At 36.2% G+C, this 22595-nt stretch carries 18 protein-coding genes and 5 pseudogenes; 22 read left to right on the top strand and 1 reads right to left on the bottom strand.

The window, feature by feature from the left end:
- Positions 1 to 33 precede the first annotated feature (33 nt).
- Positions 34 to 620: pseudogene (locus H1D32_RS25050) on the top strand (RsfA family transcriptional regulator).
- Between the two features lie 110 nt (positions 621 to 730).
- Here the strand turns inward: H1D32_RS25050 and H1D32_RS16145 are convergent.
- Positions 731 to 1202 (bottom strand): annotated as a pseudogene (locus H1D32_RS16145) (N-acetyltransferase).
- A gap of 283 nt (positions 1203 to 1485) precedes the next feature.
- Between H1D32_RS16145 and H1D32_RS16140 the strand changes: the two are divergent.
- The 21 genes and pseudogenes from H1D32_RS16140 (at position 1486) to H1D32_RS16040 (ending at position 22533) form a co-directional block, all read left to right on the top strand.
- On the top strand, positions 1486 to 2025 hold the full coding sequence (locus H1D32_RS16140; protein ID WP_261179313.1) for a 2-dehydropantoate 2-reductase N-terminal domain-containing protein: 540 nt from the start codon (positions 1486 to 1488) through the stop codon (positions 2023 to 2025).
- Positions 2026 to 2030: 5 nt separating this feature from the next.
- Positions 2031 to 2399, top strand: a complete 369-nt coding sequence (locus H1D32_RS16135; RefSeq protein ID WP_261179312.1) for a ketopantoate reductase C-terminal domain-containing protein — start codon at positions 2031 to 2033, stop codon at positions 2397 to 2399.
- A complete protein-coding gene (locus tag H1D32_RS16130) occupies positions 2396 to 2782 on the top strand; it encodes a DUF3397 domain-containing protein (protein WP_261179311.1) in 387 nt (128 codons plus the stop codon). The genes H1D32_RS16135 and H1D32_RS16130 overlap by 4 nt, the downstream gene beginning before the upstream one ends.
- A gap of 88 nt (positions 2783 to 2870) precedes the next feature.
- Entirely contained in the window at positions 2871 to 4496 is a 1626-nt protein-coding gene (gene bshC / locus H1D32_RS16125; protein ID WP_261179310.1) for a bacillithiol biosynthesis cysteine-adding enzyme BshC, read from the top strand.
- A 163-nt stretch (positions 4497 to 4659) separates the two neighbouring features.
- Entirely contained in the window at positions 4660 to 5091 is a 432-nt protein-coding gene (gene mraZ, locus H1D32_RS16120; protein ID WP_261179309.1) for a division/cell wall cluster transcriptional repressor MraZ, read from the top strand.
- Between the two features lie 119 nt (positions 5092 to 5210).
- A pseudogene (gene rsmH, locus H1D32_RS16115) lies at positions 5211 to 6151 on the top strand (16S rRNA (cytosine(1402)-N(4))-methyltransferase RsmH).
- Entirely contained in the window at positions 6152 to 6511 is a 360-nt protein-coding gene (ftsL, locus tag H1D32_RS16110; RefSeq protein ID WP_261179308.1) for a cell division protein FtsL, read from the top strand.
- A 42-nt stretch (positions 6512 to 6553) separates the two neighbouring features.
- The gene (locus H1D32_RS16105) at positions 6554 to 8746 is read left to right on the top strand and encodes a penicillin-binding protein (protein WP_314733429.1); all 2193 of its coding nucleotides are present in this window, start codon (positions 6554 to 6556) and stop codon (positions 8744 to 8746) included.
- Positions 8747 to 8831: 85 nt separating this feature from the next.
- On the top strand, positions 8832 to 10766 hold the full coding sequence (locus H1D32_RS16100; RefSeq protein ID WP_261179307.1) for a stage V sporulation protein D: 1935 nt from the start codon (positions 8832 to 8834) through the stop codon (positions 10764 to 10766).
- A gap of 198 nt (positions 10767 to 10964) precedes the next feature.
- Positions 10965 to 12446 carry a UDP-N-acetylmuramoyl-L-alanyl-D-glutamate--2,6-diaminopimelate ligase gene (locus H1D32_RS16095; RefSeq protein ID WP_261179306.1) on the top strand — a complete coding sequence of 494 codons (1482 nt, stop codon included), beginning with the start codon at positions 10965 to 10967 and terminating at the stop codon, positions 12444 to 12446.
- Positions 12436 to 13797 carry a UDP-N-acetylmuramoyl-tripeptide--D-alanyl-D-alanine ligase gene (locus H1D32_RS16090; protein WP_261179305.1) on the top strand — a complete coding sequence of 454 codons (1362 nt, stop codon included), beginning with the start codon at positions 12436 to 12438 and terminating at the stop codon, positions 13795 to 13797. Before H1D32_RS16095 ends, H1D32_RS16090 begins: the two co-directional genes overlap by 11 nt.
- A 17-nt stretch (positions 13798 to 13814) precedes the next feature.
- Positions 13815 to 14789, top strand: coding sequence for a phospho-N-acetylmuramoyl-pentapeptide-transferase (gene mraY, locus H1D32_RS16085; RefSeq protein WP_261179304.1), 975 nt, complete (start codon positions 13815 to 13817; stop codon positions 14787 to 14789).
- 2 nt (positions 14790 to 14791) lie between these two features.
- The gene (murD, locus tag H1D32_RS16080; RefSeq protein WP_261179303.1) at positions 14792 to 16147 is read left to right on the top strand and encodes a UDP-N-acetylmuramoyl-L-alanine--D-glutamate ligase; all 1356 of its coding nucleotides are present in this window, start codon (positions 14792 to 14794) and stop codon (positions 16145 to 16147) included.
- A 64-nt stretch (positions 16148 to 16211) separates the two neighbouring features.
- Positions 16212 to 17326, top strand: a pseudogene (spoVE, locus tag H1D32_RS16075) (stage V sporulation protein E).
- A gap of 217 nt (positions 17327 to 17543) precedes the next feature.
- The gene (gene murG, locus H1D32_RS16070) at positions 17544 to 18632 is read left to right on the top strand and encodes an undecaprenyldiphospho-muramoylpentapeptide beta-N-acetylglucosaminyltransferase (RefSeq protein WP_261179302.1); all 1089 of its coding nucleotides are present in this window, start codon (positions 17544 to 17546) and stop codon (positions 18630 to 18632) included.
- Positions 18633 to 18802: 170 nt separating this feature from the next.
- Positions 18803 to 19705, top strand: coding sequence for a UDP-N-acetylmuramate dehydrogenase (gene murB / locus H1D32_RS16065; RefSeq protein ID WP_261179301.1), 903 nt, complete (start codon positions 18803 to 18805; stop codon positions 19703 to 19705).
- Between the two features lie 296 nt (positions 19706 to 20001).
- Positions 20002 to 20784, top strand: a complete 783-nt coding sequence (locus H1D32_RS16060) for a cell division protein FtsQ/DivIB (RefSeq protein ID WP_261179300.1) — start codon at positions 20002 to 20004, stop codon at positions 20782 to 20784.
- Positions 20774 to 21469: a DUF881 domain-containing protein gene (locus tag H1D32_RS16055; RefSeq protein ID WP_314733434.1), complete on the top strand. Its 696-nt coding sequence runs from the start codon at positions 20774 to 20776 to the stop codon at positions 21467 to 21469. The genes H1D32_RS16060 and H1D32_RS16055 overlap by 11 nt, the downstream gene beginning before the upstream one ends.
- A 5-nt stretch (positions 21470 to 21474) precedes the next feature.
- Entirely contained in the window at positions 21475 to 21759 is a 285-nt protein-coding gene (locus tag H1D32_RS16050; RefSeq protein WP_261179298.1) for a hypothetical protein, read from the top strand.
- Positions 21707 to 22201, top strand: a complete 495-nt coding sequence (locus H1D32_RS16045; protein WP_261179297.1) for a DUF881 domain-containing protein — start codon at positions 21707 to 21709, stop codon at positions 22199 to 22201. Before H1D32_RS16050 ends, H1D32_RS16045 begins: the two co-directional genes overlap by 53 nt.
- A pseudogene (locus H1D32_RS16040) lies at positions 22171 to 22533 on the top strand (small basic family protein). The gene H1D32_RS16045 and the pseudogene H1D32_RS16040 overlap by 31 nt, the downstream one beginning before the upstream one ends.
- Positions 22534 to 22595: the final 62 nt, after the last annotated feature.

Raw genomic sequence — 22595 nt, 5'->3', positions numbered from 1 at the left:
ATAGTAAAAAAGGATTTTTATTGGAGGGATTAGATGTCTATCGTTCGTCAAGATGCTTGGACTAATGATGAGGATTTAGTGTTAGCGGAGGTTGTTTTAAGGCACATACGAGAAGGAAGTACGCAATTAGCTGCATTTGATGAAGTTGGGGAACGTTTGTCAAGAACTTCGGCAGCCTGTGGGTTTAGATGGAATTCAACAATTCGTAAAAAATACGAAGCTGCAATCGCTATCGCGAAAAAACAGCGGAAAAATTTAAAGAAAACGAAGTTAGATGATGCTACGAATGGATCACCAGTTGAACTCTCAAATGAGATAGCTGAAGAGATCAAACCAACGCTTGAAATTGTAAAACAAGATGTACAGGACACTGAGCAGTTAACGATAGATAAAGTTATAGAATTTTTGGCTTCGCAAAAAGAAGCGCTTAGCCTAAATGAGAATTTAGTTGATAAAAATAAAGAACTAACAGAAAAGCTTGAACAAGTTACGAATGAAAATAACAAGCTTGTAAAGGAACTTTCAGCTCTGCAAACAAATACGATGTAATGAAACAAGATTATAAACTACTTATTGATATTATGGATCGAGCGAAGCAAATGTCAGTAGCTAAAGGATAATATTAAATTGAAGTTTTTAAAAAGGTCTACTATACTAATACACAAACAAAATAGTAAGAAGGATCGGCACCATTATGGGCCGATCCTTTGTTAATTTTCAAAAATATATGTTACTCTTTCTCACTAACGCCTTCTGGGAACCATACATAAGGGTTCTCTCCACGATCTCTTTCTTGATGATATGTTAATGCGTTAAAGCCATTTTTGTCCAAAAATCATCTGAACGTTGGCGAGCATTTGTTTTAACAGGTAATTTAAAGCTCTTTGCAAATTAACCAGTGCTTCACCTAGACCTTTCCCACGATATGGCTCAAGAACTTCGAGTTTCCAAAGCTCAAAATAATCTTGTGGAGGTTCAAAGTAAACGTCGTATTTTTTATCAATTCGATATAAACTCATCCTAGCTACAAGGGAGTTTCCGTAATAAATACCGTAAAAAGGAGATTCGCTATCATCCTCAATGATATTTGCGCGTAAATCCTCCTTCATTGATAATTCTTGTGAGCCGTATTCGCGAAACTTTTCAAATTCTTCTAGAGTCTTATAATTAACAAGTAAACGTTTAACCTCAAAGTGTTCCATAACCATACCTCCGTAAGATCGCTATTTATATTTTTTAAAAATTCTTGTCCTCTTTATTTTACTATAAATTCAGAGCGGAGATATCAATAAATTTTAATTTTTTGAAAAATATATTTTATTTAGAGGGAATTATTACATTTTTGTTGGGTTTCTTCGCTTTGCATATGCTAATATTTAAATGTGGTCATTTATACCTACAAAGAGAATAAGTGTTTACTTATCTAGTTGAGAGAAAAGAACTTATGCTATTTATACAATCCTATAAAATAAAGGTGGAGTTTTCTTGAAAAGAGTAGGGATTATAGGTGGGGGAGCCGTCGGTTTGCTTTTAGCTGGATATTTGTGTAGAGCGAATTTTGATGTAACCGTTTATACGAATACAAAAGAGCAGGCGGATCAATTAAATGTTCTTGGTTTAACTTTACGAAGTAACTTCATTGATTATCATCTACCTGTCAAAAGTGAGCCCTTTGCTGATTTAAATCAATTATCTGCAGATTATCTTTTTATTGCTGTAAAACAATACCATCTAAAACAACTAGTTCCGAAGTTACTATTACTTCCTGGAAACATAAACTCGATTATTTTTATGCAAAATGGAATGGGGCATCTAAGCGAATTAGAGAAATTTCGTGAGAAAGTTGATAACCTCTTAGTAGCGATTGTAGAACATGGTGCTATGAAGGAAGCACAAACTTCTGTTTCTCATACTGGTGTTGGTGAAATGAAAATTGGCTTTTATCAAAAAGGGGAGTTCTCACAAATTATATGGGACAAGCTAAATGCTGTTGATTTTCAGTCGCTGTTTATAAAAGTTGGTTAGAGATCATGGGAAAAAAATTAGTTGTTAATGGTGTAGTCAATCCACTCACAGCTATTTTTAAAGTGACAAATGGTGAGTTGCTGACTAATCCTTATTATTTCCAACTGATGCGTAAAATTTTTGAGGAAATTTCCTCGGTTTTTAGTTGTAACGACTTAGAATGGCAACGTATCATCGAGGTGTGTAAGAAAACTTCTCAAAATCGCTCCTCAATGCTTAGCGACATTGAAGCGAAAAGAGAAACTGAAATAGAAGCGATTACGGGATATATCTTAGATAAAGCGGCTTTGCAGAATAAAGAACTTCCCTTAAATCAATTTATTTATAATAGTATAAAGGGCTTAGAATATCAAAGGAAGGAGGAAATAAGGTGAGTGAAGCTTTGGCTTGGTTAGTAGCGACTTTTGTAACGCTACCGATTTTTACGTTTTACATTATTTATATTATTACTGTTAAGACAACGAAAAATAAAAAGAAATCACTGAAACTAGCCGTTGATGTCTCAGCATGTTTTTTTATAATCGCAGTATATTTTATCGCGTATGAAATATGGTCTAAATCTTTATTGTGGGTAATTATTATATTTATCCTTATCGTAGCGATGATTTTTACAATTATTCATTGGAAGGTTTCAGATGATATTCAATTTGGAAAATTGCTGAAAGGTATTTGGAGGTTTAATTTTCTCTTGTTTGTTATTTTTTATTTAGTACTAAGTGCATATGGATTGTTTATTAGTATTTATCTAGTTACATAGATAATGTTAATCATTGGCGAAAATGTACTGAGTCTGCTATACTCTAAATTATTTCAGGAAAAGATTTTCAAGGGGAGGTGTATGCAGATTGTTACTAGAAGAATGTCAATTAAATCACTCAAAATTAATGAAGGATTACCTAAATAGCGTTCAACCTCTACAAACATTTTTTGATTATTCTTATAAAAATCAAGGGCATTACTTTGAGCGCCAAATGGAATTGAAGCAACGAAGTTTTCAAAGAGAGGCTCTTACTGAACATTTATTAGAATATAATAAGAAATATCATTGTTCTTCTGAAACTGTAACGAACATTGAAAAGTTATTAGATGAGAATGCAGTTGCTGTAGTAGGTGGCCAGCAGGCGGGAGTTTTAACCGGTCCTCTTTATACAATACATAAAATAATTACAATTTTAAAGCTAGCAAAAATCCAAGAAGCTAAGTTATCTGTACCTGTAGTTCCTGTGTTTTGGATTGCTGGTGAAGATCATGATTTTGATGAGATTAACCATATCTATAGTGTTGGGTCAGGGAAGCTTCAAAAGCGTAGGGTTAATCAAGAAAATAACCGAAAAAGATCTGTATCTGACCTTGAGTTAGATAAAGAAGCGATCAAGGATCTAGTTTTAAACGTCATGGTTGATAGTAACGAATCAAAAAATACAGGTGGATTGTTAAAGGAAATAAATGATTCTATTTTAACAAGTGAAACCTATGTTGATTTCTTTAGTTCTTTAATCCACAAACTATTTAAGCGTAGTGGGATTGTCTTGATCAATTCTCATCATAAACAGGTTAGGACGTTGGAAATTCCTTTTTTAAAAGAGCTTGTTGAAAACAATCGTTTAGTAAATGATTGTTTTCTCGATACTGCAGATTCTCTGGTGGACAATGATTATGGTGAGCCTATCGAACGTACTGAAAACAATGCACATCTTTTTTATCATTTTCAGGGGACAAGACTACTGTTAGAACGAAATAATCAAGGTTTATATATAGATAAACAACAGTTGTGTTCATTTACAAAAGAAGAATTACTGTCTTTAATTGAACAAGAACCAGAGAATTTTAGCAATAATGTTGTGACAAGACCTCTGATGCAGGAGTTTTTATTACCTGTATTGGCTTTTGTAGCCGGTCCGGGCGAAATAGCTTACTGGGCTTCTTTAAAGAAGGTATTTCATTTATTTGGGTATAAAGTTCCACCTGTAGTACCTAGACTTTCAATAACTCTTGTAGAGCCTCAGATTGCCAAATGGCTTAACGAAGATGGTTCAGCTGTCGCTGGTGTCGTAAGTGAAGGGCTTGGTAATATCCGGAGAAATATAGAGTTTTGGGAGAAAAAGGCTAGTATTGATGAAACGGTTCAGAAAGTCTTAAGTGAGGTGGAGAAAGCCCACAGACCTCTACGAGACCTTGTTATTCAATATGATAAAGGTTTAGAACAGCTTGCGCATAAAAATGAACAAATCATTAAAAAGGAAATTGCGTTTTTAGCACAAAAAGTAGAAAAAAGTGTTCGACAAAACTATGATCACCAATGGTTAAAATTTGACCTTATTGAAGCCAATATTCGTCCAATTGGTGGACTCCAGGAACGGAGTCTGAATATCGTTAGATACTTAAATGACTATGGTTTGGATTTTGTTGTTAAGTTAGCGGAACTACCATTTGAGTTAAACGATAACCACAAACTAGTTTATTTAAATTGACAAATAACGAGACTAATTTTAATCATTAATAAATAATGCCGAAAAAAATCCTGTTATGATTGCAGGATTTTTTTTTATTACCAAGAATTTTAAAAATTGAGTGGTAGAAAGTGGGGGAATGTGGTATTTAAATGTATAAAGTGGGGGAGAGGGGGAACTTCACATGTTTATGGGGGAATATCATCATACGATTGATGAAAAAGGAAGGATGATCATTCCTGCCAAATTTCGTGAAGAATTAGGCCCTAACTTTGTGATTACAAGAGGATTAGATCAGTGTTTATTCGTTTATCCTGAAAGTGAATGGAAGCTATTAGAACAGAAATTAAAAGCTTTACCGTTTACAAAAAAAGATGCTAGAGCTTTTACACGCTTTTTCTTTTCAGGAGCAACGGAATGTGAATTAGATAAACAAGGAAGAATTCTTGTTTCACAGCCATTGCGTCAATATGCAAGTTTGGAGAAGGAATGTGTTGTCATTGGTGTTTCCAATCGTGTGGAGGTATGGAGTAAGTCCACTTGGGAGGAGTACTTTGCTCAATCTGAAGATTCCTTTAGTGAAATTGCAGAAGGAATTGTTGATTTTGATTTATAAGTTTTTCGATAATCGAGGGTTCGTGTATTTGATTAGTAAACAAATTGGTCAATGTAGGATAAACAGCTCTCATTTGTTGCAACATAGAAAAAGTACATATCCATAAGAAGGTGTTTATTATGTTCGATCACATTACAGTTTTAAAGGAAGAATCCGTAGCTGGATTAAATATTAAGCGAGATGGCATTTATGTAGACTGTACTCTTGGGGGGGCAGGCCACTCAGAATTAATCTTGTCGCAATTATCAACCGAGGGACATTTATATGCTTTGATCAAGACGACATTGCTATTATGCATGCGAAAGAAAAGTTGTCAGAATACGAAGGTCGATTTACCATTATTAAAAGTAATTTTCGTTATTTAGTTCATGAATTAAATCAGCGTGGTGTTGAACGTGTAGATGGTGTACTTTTTGATCTGGGAGTATCATCTCCACAACTAGATGAAGCAGATCGAGGTTTTAGCTATAATCATGATGCTCCATTGGACATGCGAATGGATCAATCTTCACCACTAACCGCAGAAGAAATAGTTAATGAGTGGTCTTTTCATGAACTAATGCGGATTATTTCCAAATATGGTGAGGAGCGTTTTGCAAAACAAATTGCCCGGAAAATAGAAGCTTATCGAAATCATAAGCGTATTGAAACGACAGGGGAATTGGTTGAAATTATTAAAGACGCCATTCCGGCTCCGGCAAGGAGAACGGGTGGACATCCTGCAAAACGAACATTTCAGGCGATACGTATCGCTGTCAATGATGAACTTCAAGCGTTTGAGGATGCCGTTAAAGGGGCTATTGAGATTACCAAAGTTGGTGGTCGAATTGCTGTCATAACGTTCCACTCGCTAGAAGATCGTATTTGTAAAAGTGTTTTTAAGGAAGCTAGTACTGGTCCTGAAATCCCAAGGAATATGCCAGTAATTCCTGAAGGATACGAACCTATCCTAAAATTAATTACAAGAAAACCGATTGTACCGTCGGATGATGAGGTAGATGCAAATAAGCGGTCGCGCTCTGCAAAACTACGAATTGCTGAAAAACAAAAGGAGGTTTGATTGAATGAGCAATCTTGCAAGACAGCTAGAGAGAATTCAAATCATGATATTACTACGAGCAAACAAAAAGATCCAAGAGTTAAAAGTCGGATTACAAGCGGTGAAAAGTTTTTGTACTTCACAACGATTATTGGAGTTGCCTTTGCTGCCTATTTAATCATTTCAACCTATGCTTCTATCTACATAACAAATAGTGAAATTCATGCCCTAGAACGCTCAATTAACAACCAAGTTACGAATAATGAAGCACTACAGTTGCAAGTAACTGAACTTTCTGCGCCTGATCGGATACTACAAATTGCAACAGAACAGCTTGGGATGACGTTGAACGATAAAAATGTAAAGGTTGTGCAAAACTAGTTCAAATTTGGACTAGTTTTTCACATATAATAGGTGATCATCTTGGCTACTTTTAAATTTAATAAAATGAATGTTAGAGCAGTGGTGTTACTTGGTGTATTTATTTTACTATTTTCTTTATTATTTACTAGAATTGGGTATATACAGGTGAATAAGAGTGTGAACGGGCAGGAGCTCCAAACAATCGCCGAAAACCGCTGGACAACAAAACAGATTGTTGAAGGAAAACGTGGGACAATTTATGATCGATTTGGTGACGCACTTGCTGAAGAAATTCCATCATACACACTTGTTGCGATATTAGATAAAGACTCTAGGAATCGTGTTGAGGACCCAAAAGTAACAGCAGAGAAATTAGCACCTATTGTTGAAAGAAGTGCTGAAGATTTAGAGAGGCTACTTTCGGTAGATGGTCGTTTCCAAGTAGAATTAGGTATAGGGACAAAAAATTTAAGTTTAGAGAAAAAACGAGAAATTGAAGACCTAGAACTTAAAGGAATTACGTTTAGAAAAGAGCCCCGACGTTATTATCCTAAACAAACTTTTGCCTCACACGTCATTGGTTATACTGAACGAGATATGTCTAAAGCAAGGATGGGACTTGAGAGTAGTTTAAATGAACTGTTAGAAAAAGAAGATGGTTTTGTTCAATATTTAAGTGACCGTAAAAGAATTAAACTTCCAAATATTGAAGAAACCATTGAAATGCCGAAAAATGGATTTGATGTTTATTTAACCCTTGATGCGAACATCCAAATGGCTCTTGAGCAGGTCATGTCGCAAGTAGACGAGCGTTATAAACCAGAACGTATGATGGCAATTGTTGCAGATCCAAAAACGGGTGAAATTCTAGCAATGAGTAACAGACCAAGCTTTAATCCAAATTTTTATGAAGAAATAACAAATTATACGAATTTTGCAGTCTCATCTCGCTTTGAGCCTGGTTCTACAATGAAAATATTCTCGCTAGCAGCAGCAATTGAGGAAGGAGTATACAATGGCGAAGAACTCTTTCAATCTGGTAGTTATCAAATCGGTGGACGTAGAGTACGTGACCATAATCAAGGTTTAGGTTGGGGCAAAATCCCATTTGATGAAGGTTTTCAACGTTCTTCGAATGTTGCTTTCTCAATTTTAGCTATGGAGAGGTTAGGACCCGAACGTTTATACGATTACTTAGACCGATTCGGGTTTCGAAATCCAACAGGAATTGATCTTCCTAATGAAGCTAGTAGTTTAATTGCTGATTCGTACTTAATTGATGCGGCTACAACAGCATTTGGGCAAGGGTCAGCGATTACACCAATTCAACAAATTCAAGCTGCCACTGCTATAGCAAATGGCGGTAAAATGATGAAACCTTATATCATTAACAGCATCGTTAATCCACATACAGGCGAATTGGTAAAAACCACTGAACCAACGATTGTAGGTGAACCTATATCAATTAAAACAGCAGAAAAAGTATTGGAATTAATGGAGACTGTTGTTACCTCACCTGCAGGAACAGGTAAGCCGTATTATATTGAAGGATTTGAAATAGCAGGTAAAACTGGTACTGCTGAAATATCAAATCCGGAAGGACCAGGCTATCTAAGTGGCCATGGGCAATATATTTATTCATTTATCGGCGTTGCCCCTAAATCTAACCCACAGCTTATTGTTTATGTTGCTGTAGATCGTCCAAAAATTGAGCTTTATGAACAAGGTTCAGCTCCGGTTTCACAAATCTTCACATCGGTGATGAAGCATAGTCTTCAATATTTAAATATCTCTCCAAATGCTCATTCGAGTAATGGTGGGTATATCGATGAAGGGTCCCTTATTGTAGATTTTACGGGCAAGGATGTTGTTAGTAGTAGATCTGAATTGGCAGCTATAGGTTTAGATGTTCATATCGTTGGTTCAGGAACTAAAATTGTATCTCAAGTCCCGACTAGTGGAACGATGCTTTTACCCGGTGAGAAAATAATTTTGCAAACAGAAGGAACTTCCTTTACCATGCCCGATATTGTAGGTTGGTCCTTACGTGATGTAATGAAACTAGCTCATCTTTTAGATTTAAATGCTAATTTCATAGGAACTGGTTTCGTTGTAAAACAGAGTATACCTGCAAATCGTAAGTTAAACGAAGGTGACTATCTTGTTATTGAATTAGCTGCACCTGATACTATAAGCGAAGAGGACTTTTTGGGTGAAGAAGATGAGGATGACGATAAAGTAACCACGGAGTAATAAAGGACAAGTGGTCTAAATCTAATCGTACAAGCATAAAGTGAAACAAGCCTACAAATGTACCTAAGATAAGGGGGATATAGTTGTGCGTGTTTCAAATGTTACTGTACGAAGACGTTTAGTTTTCGTGTTATCTTTCGGTTTATTATTCTTTTTTGTAATTGTGTTAAGACTGGGATATGTCCAATTTGCACTGGGAAATGATTTGACGGATCGAGCTGAGGATTTATGGAGTCGTAATATTCCATTTGAGGCAAATAGAGGTGAAATTCTAGATCGCAATGGAATTCCGTTAGCAACGAATGTTAGTGCACCATCAGTATTAATCGTACCAAGGCAAATTAAAAATCCTGCAGAGGACTCGCAAAAGTTAGCAGATGTTTTAAGGATGGATCATACGAAAGTTTACGGGTTACTTACCAAAAAGGAATCAATCGTCCGTATCAACCCAGAAGGTAGAAAAATTAGCAATCAGCTAGCAAATGAAGTTCGTGCCCTTGGTATCCCGGGTGTCTACATTGCTGAAGATAATAAGCGCCACTATCCTTTTGGGAATTATTTATCTCACGTTCTAGGTTTCGCGGGTATTGATAATCAGGGTTTAACAGGTATTGAACTTTATTATGATGAGAAGTTAAGTGGCCAAAAAGGCTATGTGTCCTTTTTTTCTGACGCCAAAGGACGCAGGATGCCAAATTTAGCAGATGAATACACACAACCAGTCGACGGTTTGGATCTGAAATTAACCATTGATACAAAGGTACAAACCATCATTGAACGGGAACTTGATATTGCAGAAGCTATTTATAAGCCAGACGGTGCAATTGCCATTGCGATGAACCCTAATACAGGTGAGATATTAGGTATGTCTAGCAGACCAGACTATGATCCAGAAAATTTCCGAAACGTTCCACCTGAAATTTATAATCAAAACAAACCGGTTTGGATGCAATACGAGCCAGGGTCGACGTTTAAAATTATTACCCTTGCGGCGGCACTTGAAGAAGGCGAGGTAGATCTTGAAAAGGATACATTTAATGATCCAGGTTTTATTGAGGTCTCAGGACATCGTCTTCGCTGTTGGAAAAAAGGCGGACATGGACATCAAACGTTTTTAGAAGTTGTTCAAAATTCATGTAACCCAGGTTTTGTTGTGTTGGGTGAGCGTTTAGGTAAAGATCGTTTGTTTGATTATATCGAAAAGTTTGGGTTTGGAGAAAAGACAGGTATTGATTTACAAGGTGAAGGTAAAGGGATATTATTTAATCGTGACCGTGTCGGCCCGCTTGAACAAGCAACTACAGCTTTTGGTCAAGGTGTGGCAGTAACTCCGCTCCAACAAGTTACTGCTGTTTCGGCAGCGATTAATGGAGGGTATTTGTACACTCCGTTTATAGCTAAGGAATGGATAGATCCAATGACAGGAGAAACACTAGATTTCACTCAACCAGTTACTAAGCGAAGAGTCATCTCAGATGAAACGAGTGCTTTAGTTCGTTATGCTCTTGAAAATGTTGTGGCCAAAGGTACCGGAAAAGGTGCATTTGTCGAAGGTTATCGTGTAGGTGGGAAAACGGGTACTGCCCAAAAAGCGCAAGGTGGTCGCTATTTAGAAAATAATCATATTGTATCATTTATTGGTTTTGCCCCTGCAGATGATCCTCAAATTGTCGTGTACGTTGCAATCGATAATCCAAAAGGGACAGTTCAATTTGGTGGTGTTGTGGCGGCGCCTATTGTTGGGAAAATCATTGGTGATAGCTTAAGGGCCATGGGAATAGAAAAGCGAAAAGATCAGATAGAGAAAGAACGAATTTGGTCTGATCAACCTTTAGTCGTTGTACCAGATTTAGTAGGAAGAACGAGACGAGAAATAAATGAATCCTATTATGAATTGAAATTAGATATTAGTGGTGAAGGAGACATAGTATTAGCACAATCCCCAGATCCGGGTCTAAAAGTAAATCAATATTCCACAATCCGAATATTACTAGGTGACAAAACGGTAAGTGAAGATTAAAATGAATCTATGTGTTTTTGAAAGCTAACATAGGGACTAAGCGTCCCTATGTTAGTGAATTTAAATGTTGAATTTTCAATTTTGTTTTAAAGTTGAAACCAAAATTAAAAATTCAACATTTAATAGTAAAAGTAGAGTTTAAAATCTACTTTTATAAGTTACGATAGTAAGTAAGCAAACGATTGTGAGGTAAGTATTATGAAAAAACTAGATGAACTTATTAGCAGTTTATATGAATATAAAAAAACTGGCTCTACGAATCCTACTATTACGTCAATTGAAATGGACTCCCGGCAGGTGAAAGACGGAAGTCTATTTATTTGTGTTGAAGGATATACAGTAGATGGACACGATTACGCGGTGCAAGCTGTTGAGAATGGAGCGGTTGCTATTATCTCGCAAAAACCATTAAATGTAGATATTCCGGTTGTATTAGTTAAAGATACAAAGCGGGCAATGGCTATAGTCGCTAATTTCTTTTATGATCATCCGACAACAAAGTTAAGTCTAATTGGTGTGACAGGGACGAACGGGAAAACGACAACTACCCATCTAATCGAAAAGATATTGAATGATACGAACAAAAAAACTGGATTAATTGGCACGATGTATATGAAGATTGCTGATGAAACGTTTGATACAAAAAACACCACTCCGGAATCATTATCGTTACAACAAATTTTTGCTGAGATGGTTGACAGAAGAGTTGACACGGCCATTATGGAGGTATCAAGTCATGCGCTTCACCTAGGGAGGGTCAGGGGCTGTGATTTTAATATTGCCGTTTTTACAAATCTCACACAAGACCATCTTGATTACCATGAAACCATGGAAGCCTATCGAAATGCCAAAGGATTATTATTTGCTCAATTAGGAAATACCTATTCAAATCAAAAACTGAAAATAGCTGTTTTAAATGGAGATGATCCAGCTTCTCTTGAATACGAAAAAATGACTTCGGCACAAGTTGTTACATATGGAATTGATCGTGAATGCGACGTTAAAGCAACGAACATCCAAATTACTGCGCAAGGAACATCATTTGAGGTGATTGCTTTTGGTGAACGAACGTCTGTGCAATTAAAAATGATTGGCAAGTTTAGTGTCTATAATGCTCTAGCGGCAATGACAGTTGGTCTAGTTGAAAATGTCCCCTTATCAGCAATAATTGACTCATTAGAAGAAGTGGAAGGAGTCTCAGGTCGTTTTGAACCTGTTGATGCTGGACAAAGTTTTACGGTAATCGTCGATTATGCTCATACCCCAGATAGTTTAGAGAATGTTTTGAACACTGTACGTGAATTTGCAAAAGGAGAAATTCATGTTGTCGTCGGATGTGGTGGTGATCGTGACAAAACAAAACGACCACTAATGGCAAAGATTGCAAGCGAACTTAGTGATTTTGTGATATTAACTTCAGATAACCCACGAAGCGAAAATCCAGAGCAAATCATTGCCGATATGGAGTGTGGGTTAACAGATGCAAGTGATCACACGTCGCTTGTTGATCGTAAACAGGCTATTCAATTTGCTATAAAACAGGCGAAAGAACATGATGTAATTGTGATAGCAGGCAAAGGGCATGAGACATACCAAATCATCGGGAAAGAAACGAGCTTTTTTGATGATCGAATTGTAGCTCGTGAGGCGATAAAGGAGATGTTGAAAGGTGAGCTTTAATATCCACTTAGTCAAAGAAATTGCACTAAATTGTCATGGTACTGTGGACGAGGATATGAGAATTGATGAAGTTTTTATTGATAGCCGAAACGCAGTGGAAAATGGTTTATTTATACCTATTATAGGTGAGCGTTTTGACGGACATTCTTTTTTACAGGGTGCGATTGAAAAGGGTGCAATTGCTGCTTTGTGGGAAGACGGAAAAAAACTACCTGATGGGTTGGATGAAAGCTTCCCAATATTTTATGTGAAGGATACCCTAAAGGCATTAGAGCAACTGGCAAAGAAGTACTTGCAAAAAATCGCACCTAAAGTGATTGGTGTTACAGGAAGTAATGGAAAAACAACTACGAAAGATCTAATTGATGCAGTTTTATCTACATCTTTTAAAACTCATAAAACAGCCGGAAACTACAATAATCACATTGGGTTGCCTTTGACGATTTTGGCTATGCCAACTGATTGTGAGGTTGCTATTCTTGAGATGGGTATGAATAACTTTGGTGAGATATCTCACTTAAGTAACCTAGCTAAGCCTGATTTGGCGATAATTACGAACATTGGTGAATCACATATCGAGCAATTGGGTAGTCGCGAGGGAATTGCCAAAGCGAAATTAGAAATTGTTGATGGGCTAAAAGATAAAGGCGTTTTGATTATCGATGGTGATGAACCTTTGTTAACCAACAAAGACCATTTATCCGTATTAACATGTGGTTATGGCAGTGCTAATGACTTTCAGATTACAAATGTAGACCAATCAGCCGATGTGACTAATTTTTCCATTAATAATCAGGAACAATATACCCTTAATTTACTAGGGAAGCATAATATTAAAAATTCAACATATGCAATAGCTGTAGGTAAATATTTAGGTATAAACGAGCATAGGATTCAAATAGGTTTAGAAAATTGTGTCCTAACTGGAATGAGAATGGAGAAAAAACAAGGAATTAATAACTCTACAATTATTAATGACGCATATAATTCTAGTCCTACATCGATGAAAGCGGCAATTGAAACCATAAAACAACTACATGGTTTTAAGAAAAGAATTCTAGTGCTTGGTGATATGTATGAGTTAGGGGAAGATGAGCGAGAGCTTCATCGCTCAGTAGCAAATGTAATTTCTTCACCAATTACTCATCTTTTCACAGTAGGTGAACTAGGAAAATGGATTGCGGAGGCATTATTAGAGCATAACAACGATAAAATAGTAGTAAGCTCGTATAAAACAAAAGAAGATGTAAAAGAAAATTTATTACCTTTATTGGATAATGGAAGTATCGTTCTTATTAAAGCTTCACGAGGAATGAAGTTAGAAACGATCACCAAAGACCTATATAGCTAGGAAAGGGGGATTGGGTTATGCCTGAGAAATTAATGGTTATTACACTAGTTGTTTCATTTTTAATATCAGTGATATTGTCTCCGATAATTATTCCCTTTTTAAGGAGATTGAAATTTGGTCAAAGTATAAGGGAAGAAGGACCTAAATCTCACCAAAAAAAGAGTGGTACGCCTACAATGGGTGGAGTTATGATTTTGTTTTCAATTGTCATTACGACATTGATTATGGTGGGACAATTTGACAGTCTTTCAACGGAGATTTATTTGTTGCTATTGGTAACAGTTGGTTTTGGTCTTTTAGGATTTTTAGATGATTTTATAAAGGTAGTCTTAAAACGAAATCTAGGTCTAACTTCAAAACAAAAATTAGTTGGTCAGTTAATTATCGCTACTATCTTTTATATCGTGATTAAACAGTTAAACTTTTCAACCGTAATAGCGATTCCTGGAACAGATGTAGGTATCGATATTGGAGTATTATATTTAGTATTAATCGTTGTCATGCTTGTCGGTGCTTCTAATGCCGTCAACTTAACAGACGGCTTAGATGGTTTGCTTGCCGGAACAGCGGCTATCGCTTTTGGAGCATTTGCAATTATTGCCTTTAGTGCAGAACAAATGGATATTGCTATGTTTTGCGCGGCGGTGGTTGGTGGCGTGCTAGGATTTTTAGTTTTTAATGCTCACCCCGCAAAAGTATTTATGGGAGATACTGGTTCTCTCGCTTTAGGTGGAGCGATTGCTGCAGTAGCTATTTTAACAAAAATGGAAATTTTACTGGTGATTATTGGTGGCGTTTTTGTAATTGAAACCCTTTCTGTTATCATTCAAGTAATTTCCTTTAAGACTACAGGGAAACGTGTATTTAAAATGAGCCCCCTGCATCACCATTATGAATTGTCTGGATGGTCTGAATGGCGTGTAGTCGTTACTTTTTGGCTAGTTGGGCTAGTATTTGCAGTACTAGGAATTTACTTAGAGGTGTGGATGTAGAGATGAAGAATACTACGTATTTTAACGGTAAAGTAATTCTGGTTGTTGGCCTAGCTAAAAGTGGTTTAGCTGCTGGTAAGCTTTTACATAAGCTTGGAGCTGAAGTAATTGTCAATGATTACAAGCCATTAGCAGAAAACCCACAGGCTCTTGAACTTCAAGAACTTGGTATTGAGGTGATCTGTGGCGGACACCCTTTAGAAATTATGGATAGAAAATTTGATTTAGTTGTAAAAAACCCAGGAATTCCTTATTCTAACCCTTTAATTCAAAAAGCGTTGGAAAAAGGAATTTCTGTCGTGACAGAAATTGAAATAGCTTCAATCATATCAGAAGCTGAAATGATCGCAATAACTGGTTCAAATGGTAAAACAACCACAACAACTCTTATTTACGAAATGCTAAAGGAAAGCAAAAGAGTTCCTTTACTCGCAGGAAATATTGGTACAGTTTCTTGTGAAGTTGCAGAAAATGCAACGGCTGAGAATATTCTTGTTACAGAAGTTTCAAGTTTTCAGCTAATGGGCACTAGAGAGTTTCACCCGAAAATTGCCGTTTTCTTAAATTTATTTGATGCTCACCTAGACTATCATGGAACGAGAAACGATTATGGATTAGCTAAAGCAAAAATCTTTGAAAACCTAACTTCAGTAGATTTCTGTGTCGTAAATGAAGATGATCTAGAAGTTATGATGCTATCTGAAAAAGCATTAGGTACAAAAGTTCTCTTCTCTGTTAAGAAAAAAGTCGAGAATGGAGCTTATATTGAAAATAATTGTATTTATTTCCAAAACGAAGAAATCATTTCATTAGAAAAAGTTGTTCTTCCTGGTGCTCATAATTTAGAAAATATTTTAGCTGCTATTTGTGCTGCCAAGTTAGCTGGCGCTACTACTTCACAAATTGTTGAAGTGCTTTCCACCTTTGCAGGTGTAAAACATCGAACCCAATTTGTAACAGAGATTAATGATCGGAAATTCTATAATGATTCTAAAGCAACAAATATGTTAGCAACAAAGGTTGCTATTACAGCTTTCACGCAACCTGTAATTCTTCTTGCAGGTGGTTTAGATCGTGGAAATGAATTTGATGAATTAATTCCTGACTTAAAAAAGTTAAAAGGAATCGTTCTATATGGTGAAACTGCACCGAAGCTTGAACGAGCAGCCGTGAAAGCAGGGTTGACATTTATCAAAATCGTTAATAATGTTACCGAAGCAGTGAATTTGGCTTATCAGTATTCTGAGAGTGGCGACGTCATATTACTTTCACCCGCGTGTGCTAGTTGGGACCAATTTAAAACATTTGAAGAAAGAGGAGAGACCTTTATTGAAGCAGTTTATAAATTAGCAAAATAAAGGACATGTTTTCCTACCCGAGGCATAGATATAGGTAATAGGGGCTTGCCCAAATTCAAAATGAATGAGGTGTTCCATATTGCCTAAAACGAAATCTACACCAGACTTTGTTTTAATTATTACAACTCTAGCTTTGCTAACTGTAGGTATGATTATGGTTTATAGTGCTAGTGCTGTTTGGGCAACATATAAGTTTGATGATTCATTCTTCTTTGCGAAACGACAGTTGTTCTTTGCAGGACTAGGGGTTATAGCTATGTTTACAATTATGAATGTTGATTATTGGGTTTGGCGTAAACATGCAAAATTGATTGTAATCATTTGCTTTATTTTACTTATTATTGTTCTTATCCCCGGTGTAGGATTAGTGAGAGGTGGGGCCCGAAGTTGGTTAGGGGTTGGTGCTTTTTCTATTCAACCTTCGGAATTTATGAAATTTGCAATGATTGCTTTTCTTGCAAAATATCTATCTGAAAATCAAAGAAAATCACCAAATTTAAGCAAGGTTTACTCCCCTCGCTTTCGTTAGTCATGTTGGCTTTCGGGTTAATTATGCTTCAACCAGATTTAGGAACTGGTGCTGTTATGGTAGGCACCTGTATTGTCATGATCTATGTATCAGGAGCAAAGACGAGCCACTTTGTTGGTTTAGGGTTGCTAGGTTTAGGTGGACTTGCTGCATTAATCATCTCAGCACCGTATCGTATAAAACGGATTACTTCGTTTTTAGATCCATGGTCAGATCCATTAGGAAGTGGATTTCAAATTATCCAGTCATTGTATGCTATAGGTCCTGGAGGTTTAATGGGGCTAGGTTTAGGGGAAAGTCGTCAAAAGTTTTTTTACCTTCCTGAACCGCAAACAGACTTTATCTTTGCCATTCTTTCTGAGGAGCTCGGCTTTATTGGAGGTACGTTTGTTATTCTATTGTTTAGTATTTTACTTTGGCGGGGGATCCGTGTGGCCCTTGGTGCCCAAGATCTATTTGGAAGCTTGCTCGCTATTGGTATTATCGGTATGATCGCTATTCAAGTGATGATTAATATTGGTGTTGTTATTGGTCTCATGCCAGTTACAGGCATCACCTTACCATTTTTAAGCTATGGTGGGTCATCACTAACCTTAATGCTTGTTGCAGTTGGAGTATTGCTGAATGTTAGTAGATATGCAAGATATTGAGTGTAATGTAGAATTAAGAATGTAGAATTTTTAGAGAGTTAGCTCCGAAGCTTAACTTTTAGCACTTTACATTTTACATCCTACATCGTACATGTTAGATTTTACTTTCGCCCTAAATAGTAGGGCTTTTTTCTATTTAAATGTGATATTTACTAGTAATTTAAGATATAATGGAGAGATGAAAAGATTTTCTTTTCAAATGGAGGTGCGTGTATAAATGAAAGTTATTGTTAGTGGTGGCGGGACAGGTGGACATATTTATCCTGCATTAGCTCTTATTAAAGAAATTAAGAAAACAGAACCAAATGCGGAGTTTTTATATATAGGAACAGAAAAGGGGCTAGAAAGCACGTTAGTAAAAAGGGAAAAAATTCCCTTTAAGACTATTAATATTACCGGATTTAAACGGAAATTGTCACTTGATAATGTAAAGACAATCATCCGGTTTTTTCAAGGTGTTTCCCGCTCAAAGCAATTAATCAAGGAGTTTAAACCAGACATTGTTATTGGAACTGGAGGTTATGTTTGTGGGCCTGTTGTTTATGCAGCAGCAAAATTAAAGATTGCAACGATTGTTCATGAACAAAATAGTGTCCCCGGTTTAACAAATAAATTTTTAAGCAAATACGTCGATAAAGTAGCTATTTCGTTTAAGGAATCACAATCCTTTTTCCCAAAAGAGAAAGTTGTATATACTGGTAACCCTAGGGCAACTGAAGCAGCAATCGTGGCTGAAAAAGATCGTTTAACTGAGATGGGGTTAAATAGACATAAAAAAACAGTCTTAATAGTTGGTGGTAGTAGAGGTGCTAGACCAATTAATGAGGCTTTCTTAAATGTTTTAAAGGAAGCAGCAACTAGAGACTATCAATTTTTATATGTTACTGGAGAAGTGCATTATGACAATGTTATGGCAAAAGTAGAGGAGCAAGGCAACCCAGCTAATATGAGAATTGAACCATTCATTCATAATATGCCAGAAGTCCTTAAAAATGTTGATTTAATTGTCGCACGTGCAGGGGCTACAACTTTAGCCGAGATAACTGCCATCGGCTTGCCAAGTATATTAATTCCGAGTCCGTATGTAACGAATAATCACCAAGAGAAAAATGCTAGAGCTTTAAGTGATCATGGTGCTGCGGTTCTTAAATTAGAAAAAGAAATGTCAGGAGACATTTTGTTAAAGGAAATCGACAATATATTACTTAATGAAGCGAATTGGCAACAAATGCATAAAGCTGCTTTAAAACAAGGTATGCCAGAAGCAGGAAAAAACATGTATGAATTAATGAAGCAACTTACTTAATAGAGGCTCTTTTCGTAATAGTGCTACTTCTTGCAAGTTGAGAAGTGTAAAAATCAATTACGTGCTAACATTTTTATTAGCTTGACCTATTCAATTTAGGTGGCTAAGCCAACAACAAAAACACAACAAATCAATGTTCAAATAGTTTTTTAAAAGAATGGAGGATAAATATGGAGCGACTTCTTAAAAGGCTAGAAGAAGCTAATGTCGGCCTATTAAAGGAAAATGAGCTTTTGGCTAACCATACAACATGGAAAATTGGCGGCCCAGCCGAGGTTTTAGTTATTCCTAAAGATATTGAGGGTTTAATTACTACCCTTCAGCTCGCAAATGAAAGTAAAGTACCCGTTTTTATAATTGGTCGGGGATCAAACCTTTTGATTTCAGACGAAGGGATTAAAGGGGTAGTTATTAAGATTAGCGATGCTATCGACCATTTAGAAATAAATGGAGAAGAAGTTAGGGTGGGGGCAGGTTTCTCTTTAATTAAACTTGCTACCCTATTAAGTAAGCAGGGATTATCCGGCTTAGAGTTTGCAGGAGGCATTCCCGGTTCGGTTGGTGGTGCTGTTTTCATGAATGCTGGTGCACATAAATCGGATATTTCAAACATATTACAAAAGGCTAGAGTTCTTTATCCTGATGGTACTGTGAAATGGTATAGTAACACAGAGATGGAGTTTTCCTATCGAACTTCTAGACTACAAAGAGATCACGGTATTTGTTTAGAAGCCATTTTCCTTTTGCAGAAAGGAAACAGAGAAGAAATAATTGCTGAAATTCAAAAGAATAAGCAATATCGGAAAACTACTCAACCTTGGGACTATCCATGCTGTGGGAGTGTTTTCCGTAATCCTCTCCCTCATCATGCTGGAAAGCTAATTGAAGATGCAGGATTAAAAGGATACACAGTCGGTGGAGCTCAGGTTTCAACAATGCACGCCAATTTTATTGTGAACGTTGGCGGTGCAAAAGCAAGTGATGTATTAAATCTAATAGATCATATTAAAAAAGAAGTATATCGAAAATTTCAAGTTGAGATGGAAACTGAAGTAGAATTAGTTGGAAATTGAAGTGTGTAAAAACTTATAATTTATGGTACATTTAATTGTAATATAATTACTTTTAGCAAAACGGCATATTAATGTATGCCGTTTTGAAGTATTTCAAAGTAATTACTTGTTTACAAAACAGATAGAAGCTAAGATAATATTATATTGTTGCTATGTAACATGAAGTGTACTACTGAAAAATCTGATTTTCATCATTGGAAGGATAAACCTAAAGTTTTACGACGAGTGACAGGAGTATAAGGACTTCAGTCTCATTTATAATAAGTTAACATAGCTTACAATGGAGGAAGGCTGTTATGGATCAAAAAAAGGTGATAACCCTTGAAGATCGAATTCCAAAGCTTAGAATTCAACGAAAACAACGCTCAAATAGACGGCTAATATTCTATCTTTCATTCTTTTTCGTATTATTACTTACAGTTATCTATTTCCAATCATCATTAAGTGATGTTAAGAATATACGAATTGATGGCAATCGTTATGTATCTGATGAGACAATTATTACTGTTAGTGGGCTTAACGAAAGGACAAGCTTTTGGGGAGTTAATAAGGAATTGATAGAGGGGAAATTAAGAGAGTTGCACGAAATCAACGATGTCATGATTGAGCGCATATTTCCGAATACTCTGCAAATTAAAGTGAATGAATATGCAAGAGTAGCGTACTTAGTTGTAGATGGGAAAAACCATCCAATCTTGGAGTCGGGTATGATACTTGAGGAGGAAAAGGCTGTCAAGCGCTTTCCTACAGACGCGCCTTTATTAATTGGATGGAGTATAGATGAGGAATTAGCAGAAATGGCGGCAGAATTAAGTAATTTACCTGAGAGTTTAATTCATCGAATTTCAGAAATTTATTTCACACCTGTACCAGAAGATCCTTTAAGAATTACTCTCTACATGAATGATGGCTTTAAGGTTAGTTCGACTGTGCGACATTTTTCTCAAAAAATTGCTTCTTATCCCGCAATTATTAAGGAATTAGATCCAAATATTAAAGGGATTATCCATATGAAAATGAATCCTTATTTCGAACAATTTGATAATGAGGAGGAACAAGAAATTGAAAGTGAAGGGTAATCATGTCGTTCTCTCTGTTATCTTAATTATAACGGGTTTTATTCTTGCGCTATCGTATCAATTTGCTAATGAAACACCGAATAGTCAAGTCATTACCGAGAGACAATGGAAAAAAGAAGATGAATTACGAAACCAGGTTTTGTTTGAACAATCTGTAAACCGGAATTTATCTGAAGAATTACGAGCTATCCAAGCAGAAATTACTGCGATTGAGGAAGAAATAGCCTTCCAAGAACGTACTTATTTTAATCTAGTAGAAGATCTTGATAAACTTCGTATGGCAACAGGTAGTGTGGGTGTGAAGGGACCAGGTATTGAGGTTACGTTAACGGATGCCCATTACGTACCGGAAGGAGAAAATCCTAATTTTTATATTGTTCATGAGTTTCATATTCAAACAGTTATTCATGAGTTATTGGTAACTCAAGCTGAAGCAATTGCTGTAAATGGTCAAAGAATCTCAAACAGATCGTATATACAGTGTGTTGGTCCTGTTATACGGATTGACGGTAATACTTCTTTTGCACCTTTTGTTATAACTGCTATAGGAGATCCTGATAAGCTACATGACTCCTTGCATTTACCTGGTGGTGTACGGGATCAATTACTCTCTGATCAAATTGAAGTGAAAATTGAAAAGAAGGACTTGATTATCATGGATCCTTATTTATCAGAGAGAGGGTGAAACCAATGAAGGATAGGATGATCATTTTTGCAATTGTAACAACAATCATTGGTTTTATGGTCGCGATTCAATTTAAGACAACAAAGGAACCTGTAATCCGAGATACCCGAGATATATTACAGCTACAGCAAGATCTCAGGATTGAGAAAGAAAGACAGCAAGAGTTGAATCAAGAGATAGAAAAAACAGTTTTTATTACTAAGTCAGCTACAGGAAAAAGAAAACTTAGAAGATGTAATGATCGATGCATTAAATGGCTTAAAGGAACGAGCCGGGTTGACCCCAGTTAGTGGGGAAGGGATTATCATTGAAATTAAACCAATGTATACTGACTTCGGTTACGTACCCCAACAGGTTCCACCTCATTTATTAAGGATCTTAATTAACGAGTTGAATATATACAATGCAAAAGAAATCGCAATCGGAAACCAAAGGTTTATTTCTACATCAGCAATTCGAGATGTAAATGGTGTAACGCATGTTAACGCTAGAAGGATTCCAAATTTACCTTTAAAGGTAAAAGTACTAGCAAATGATGCAGAAAAGCTTCATCATGAGATGATTGTCTCCCAATCTGTAGAGTATTTTGCCATTGAAAATTTAAGTTTAACTTCTACACCAATTAATTTCACGACGGTACCTGGATACGATCAATCGTTCAGAATCCGTTATTTACAGCCAGTAAAGGAGGAAGTCATAACATGTGGTTGCCAGTTATTGGGCTACTTATAGGTCTTCTCCTGGGTTTTGGACGGAGTTTAGAATACCAGATGCATATACAAGCTACTTGTCGATAGCAGTACTCGCAGCTCTGGATACGCTATTTGGAGGAATAAGGGCCCATTTACAAAATACGTTTGAAGAAAATGTCTTTGTTACCGGTTTTTTCTCAAATATCCTTTTAGCTGCAAGTTTAGCTTTTCTAGGTGTTCATCTTGGTGTAGACTTATACTTAGCTGCAATCTTTGCTTTTGGAGTTCGTTTGTTCAATAATATTGCAGGTAATTAGACGAATTCTTCTATCAAAATGGACAGCAAGACAAGAAAAAGAAACTGAGTCATAGAATTAATTAGAAATGTAACATTATTTTCAAAAAAATTATGTAAAAAAAAGGGGAATGAAAGG

The sequence above is a fragment of the Anaerobacillus sp. CMMVII genome (genome assembly GCF_025377685.1).
Lineage (GTDB): Bacteria > Bacillota > Bacilli > Bacillales > Anaerobacillaceae > Anaerobacillus.
Note: the sequence above shows the minus strand (reverse complement) of the source record. Positions and strands in the feature narration are given on the sequence as shown.

Coding starts and splice junctions, on each gene's coding strand:
- H1D32_RS16135 (WP_261179312.1), top strand. CDS start 2,031: ATGGGAAAAAAATTAGTTGTTAATGGTGTAGTCAATCCACTCACAGCT.
- mraZ (WP_261179309.1), top strand. CDS start 4,660: ATGTTTATGGGGGAATATCATCATACGATTGATGAAAAAGGAAGGATG.
- H1D32_RS16095 (WP_261179306.1), top strand. CDS start 10,965: ATGAAAAAACTAGATGAACTTATTAGCAGTTTATATGAATATAAAAAA.
- mraY (WP_261179304.1), top strand. CDS start 13,815: ATGCCTGAGAAATTAATGGTTATTACACTAGTTGTTTCATTTTTAATA.
- murD (WP_261179303.1), top strand. CDS start 14,792: ATGAAGAATACTACGTATTTTAACGGTAAAGTAATTCTGGTTGTTGGC.
- murG (WP_261179302.1), top strand. CDS start 17,544: ATGAAAGTTATTGTTAGTGGTGGCGGGACAGGTGGACATATTTATCCT.
- murB (WP_261179301.1), top strand. CDS start 18,803: ATGGAGCGACTTCTTAAAAGGCTAGAAGAAGCTAATGTCGGCCTATTA.
- H1D32_RS16060 (WP_261179300.1), top strand. CDS start 20,002: ATGGATCAAAAAAAGGTGATAACCCTTGAAGATCGAATTCCAAAGCTT.
- H1D32_RS16050 (WP_261179298.1), top strand. CDS start 21,475: ATGAAGGATAGGATGATCATTTTTGCAATTGTAACAACAATCATTGGT.
- H1D32_RS16045 (WP_261179297.1), top strand. CDS start 21,707: ATGATCGATGCATTAAATGGCTTAAAGGAACGAGCCGGGTTGACCCCA.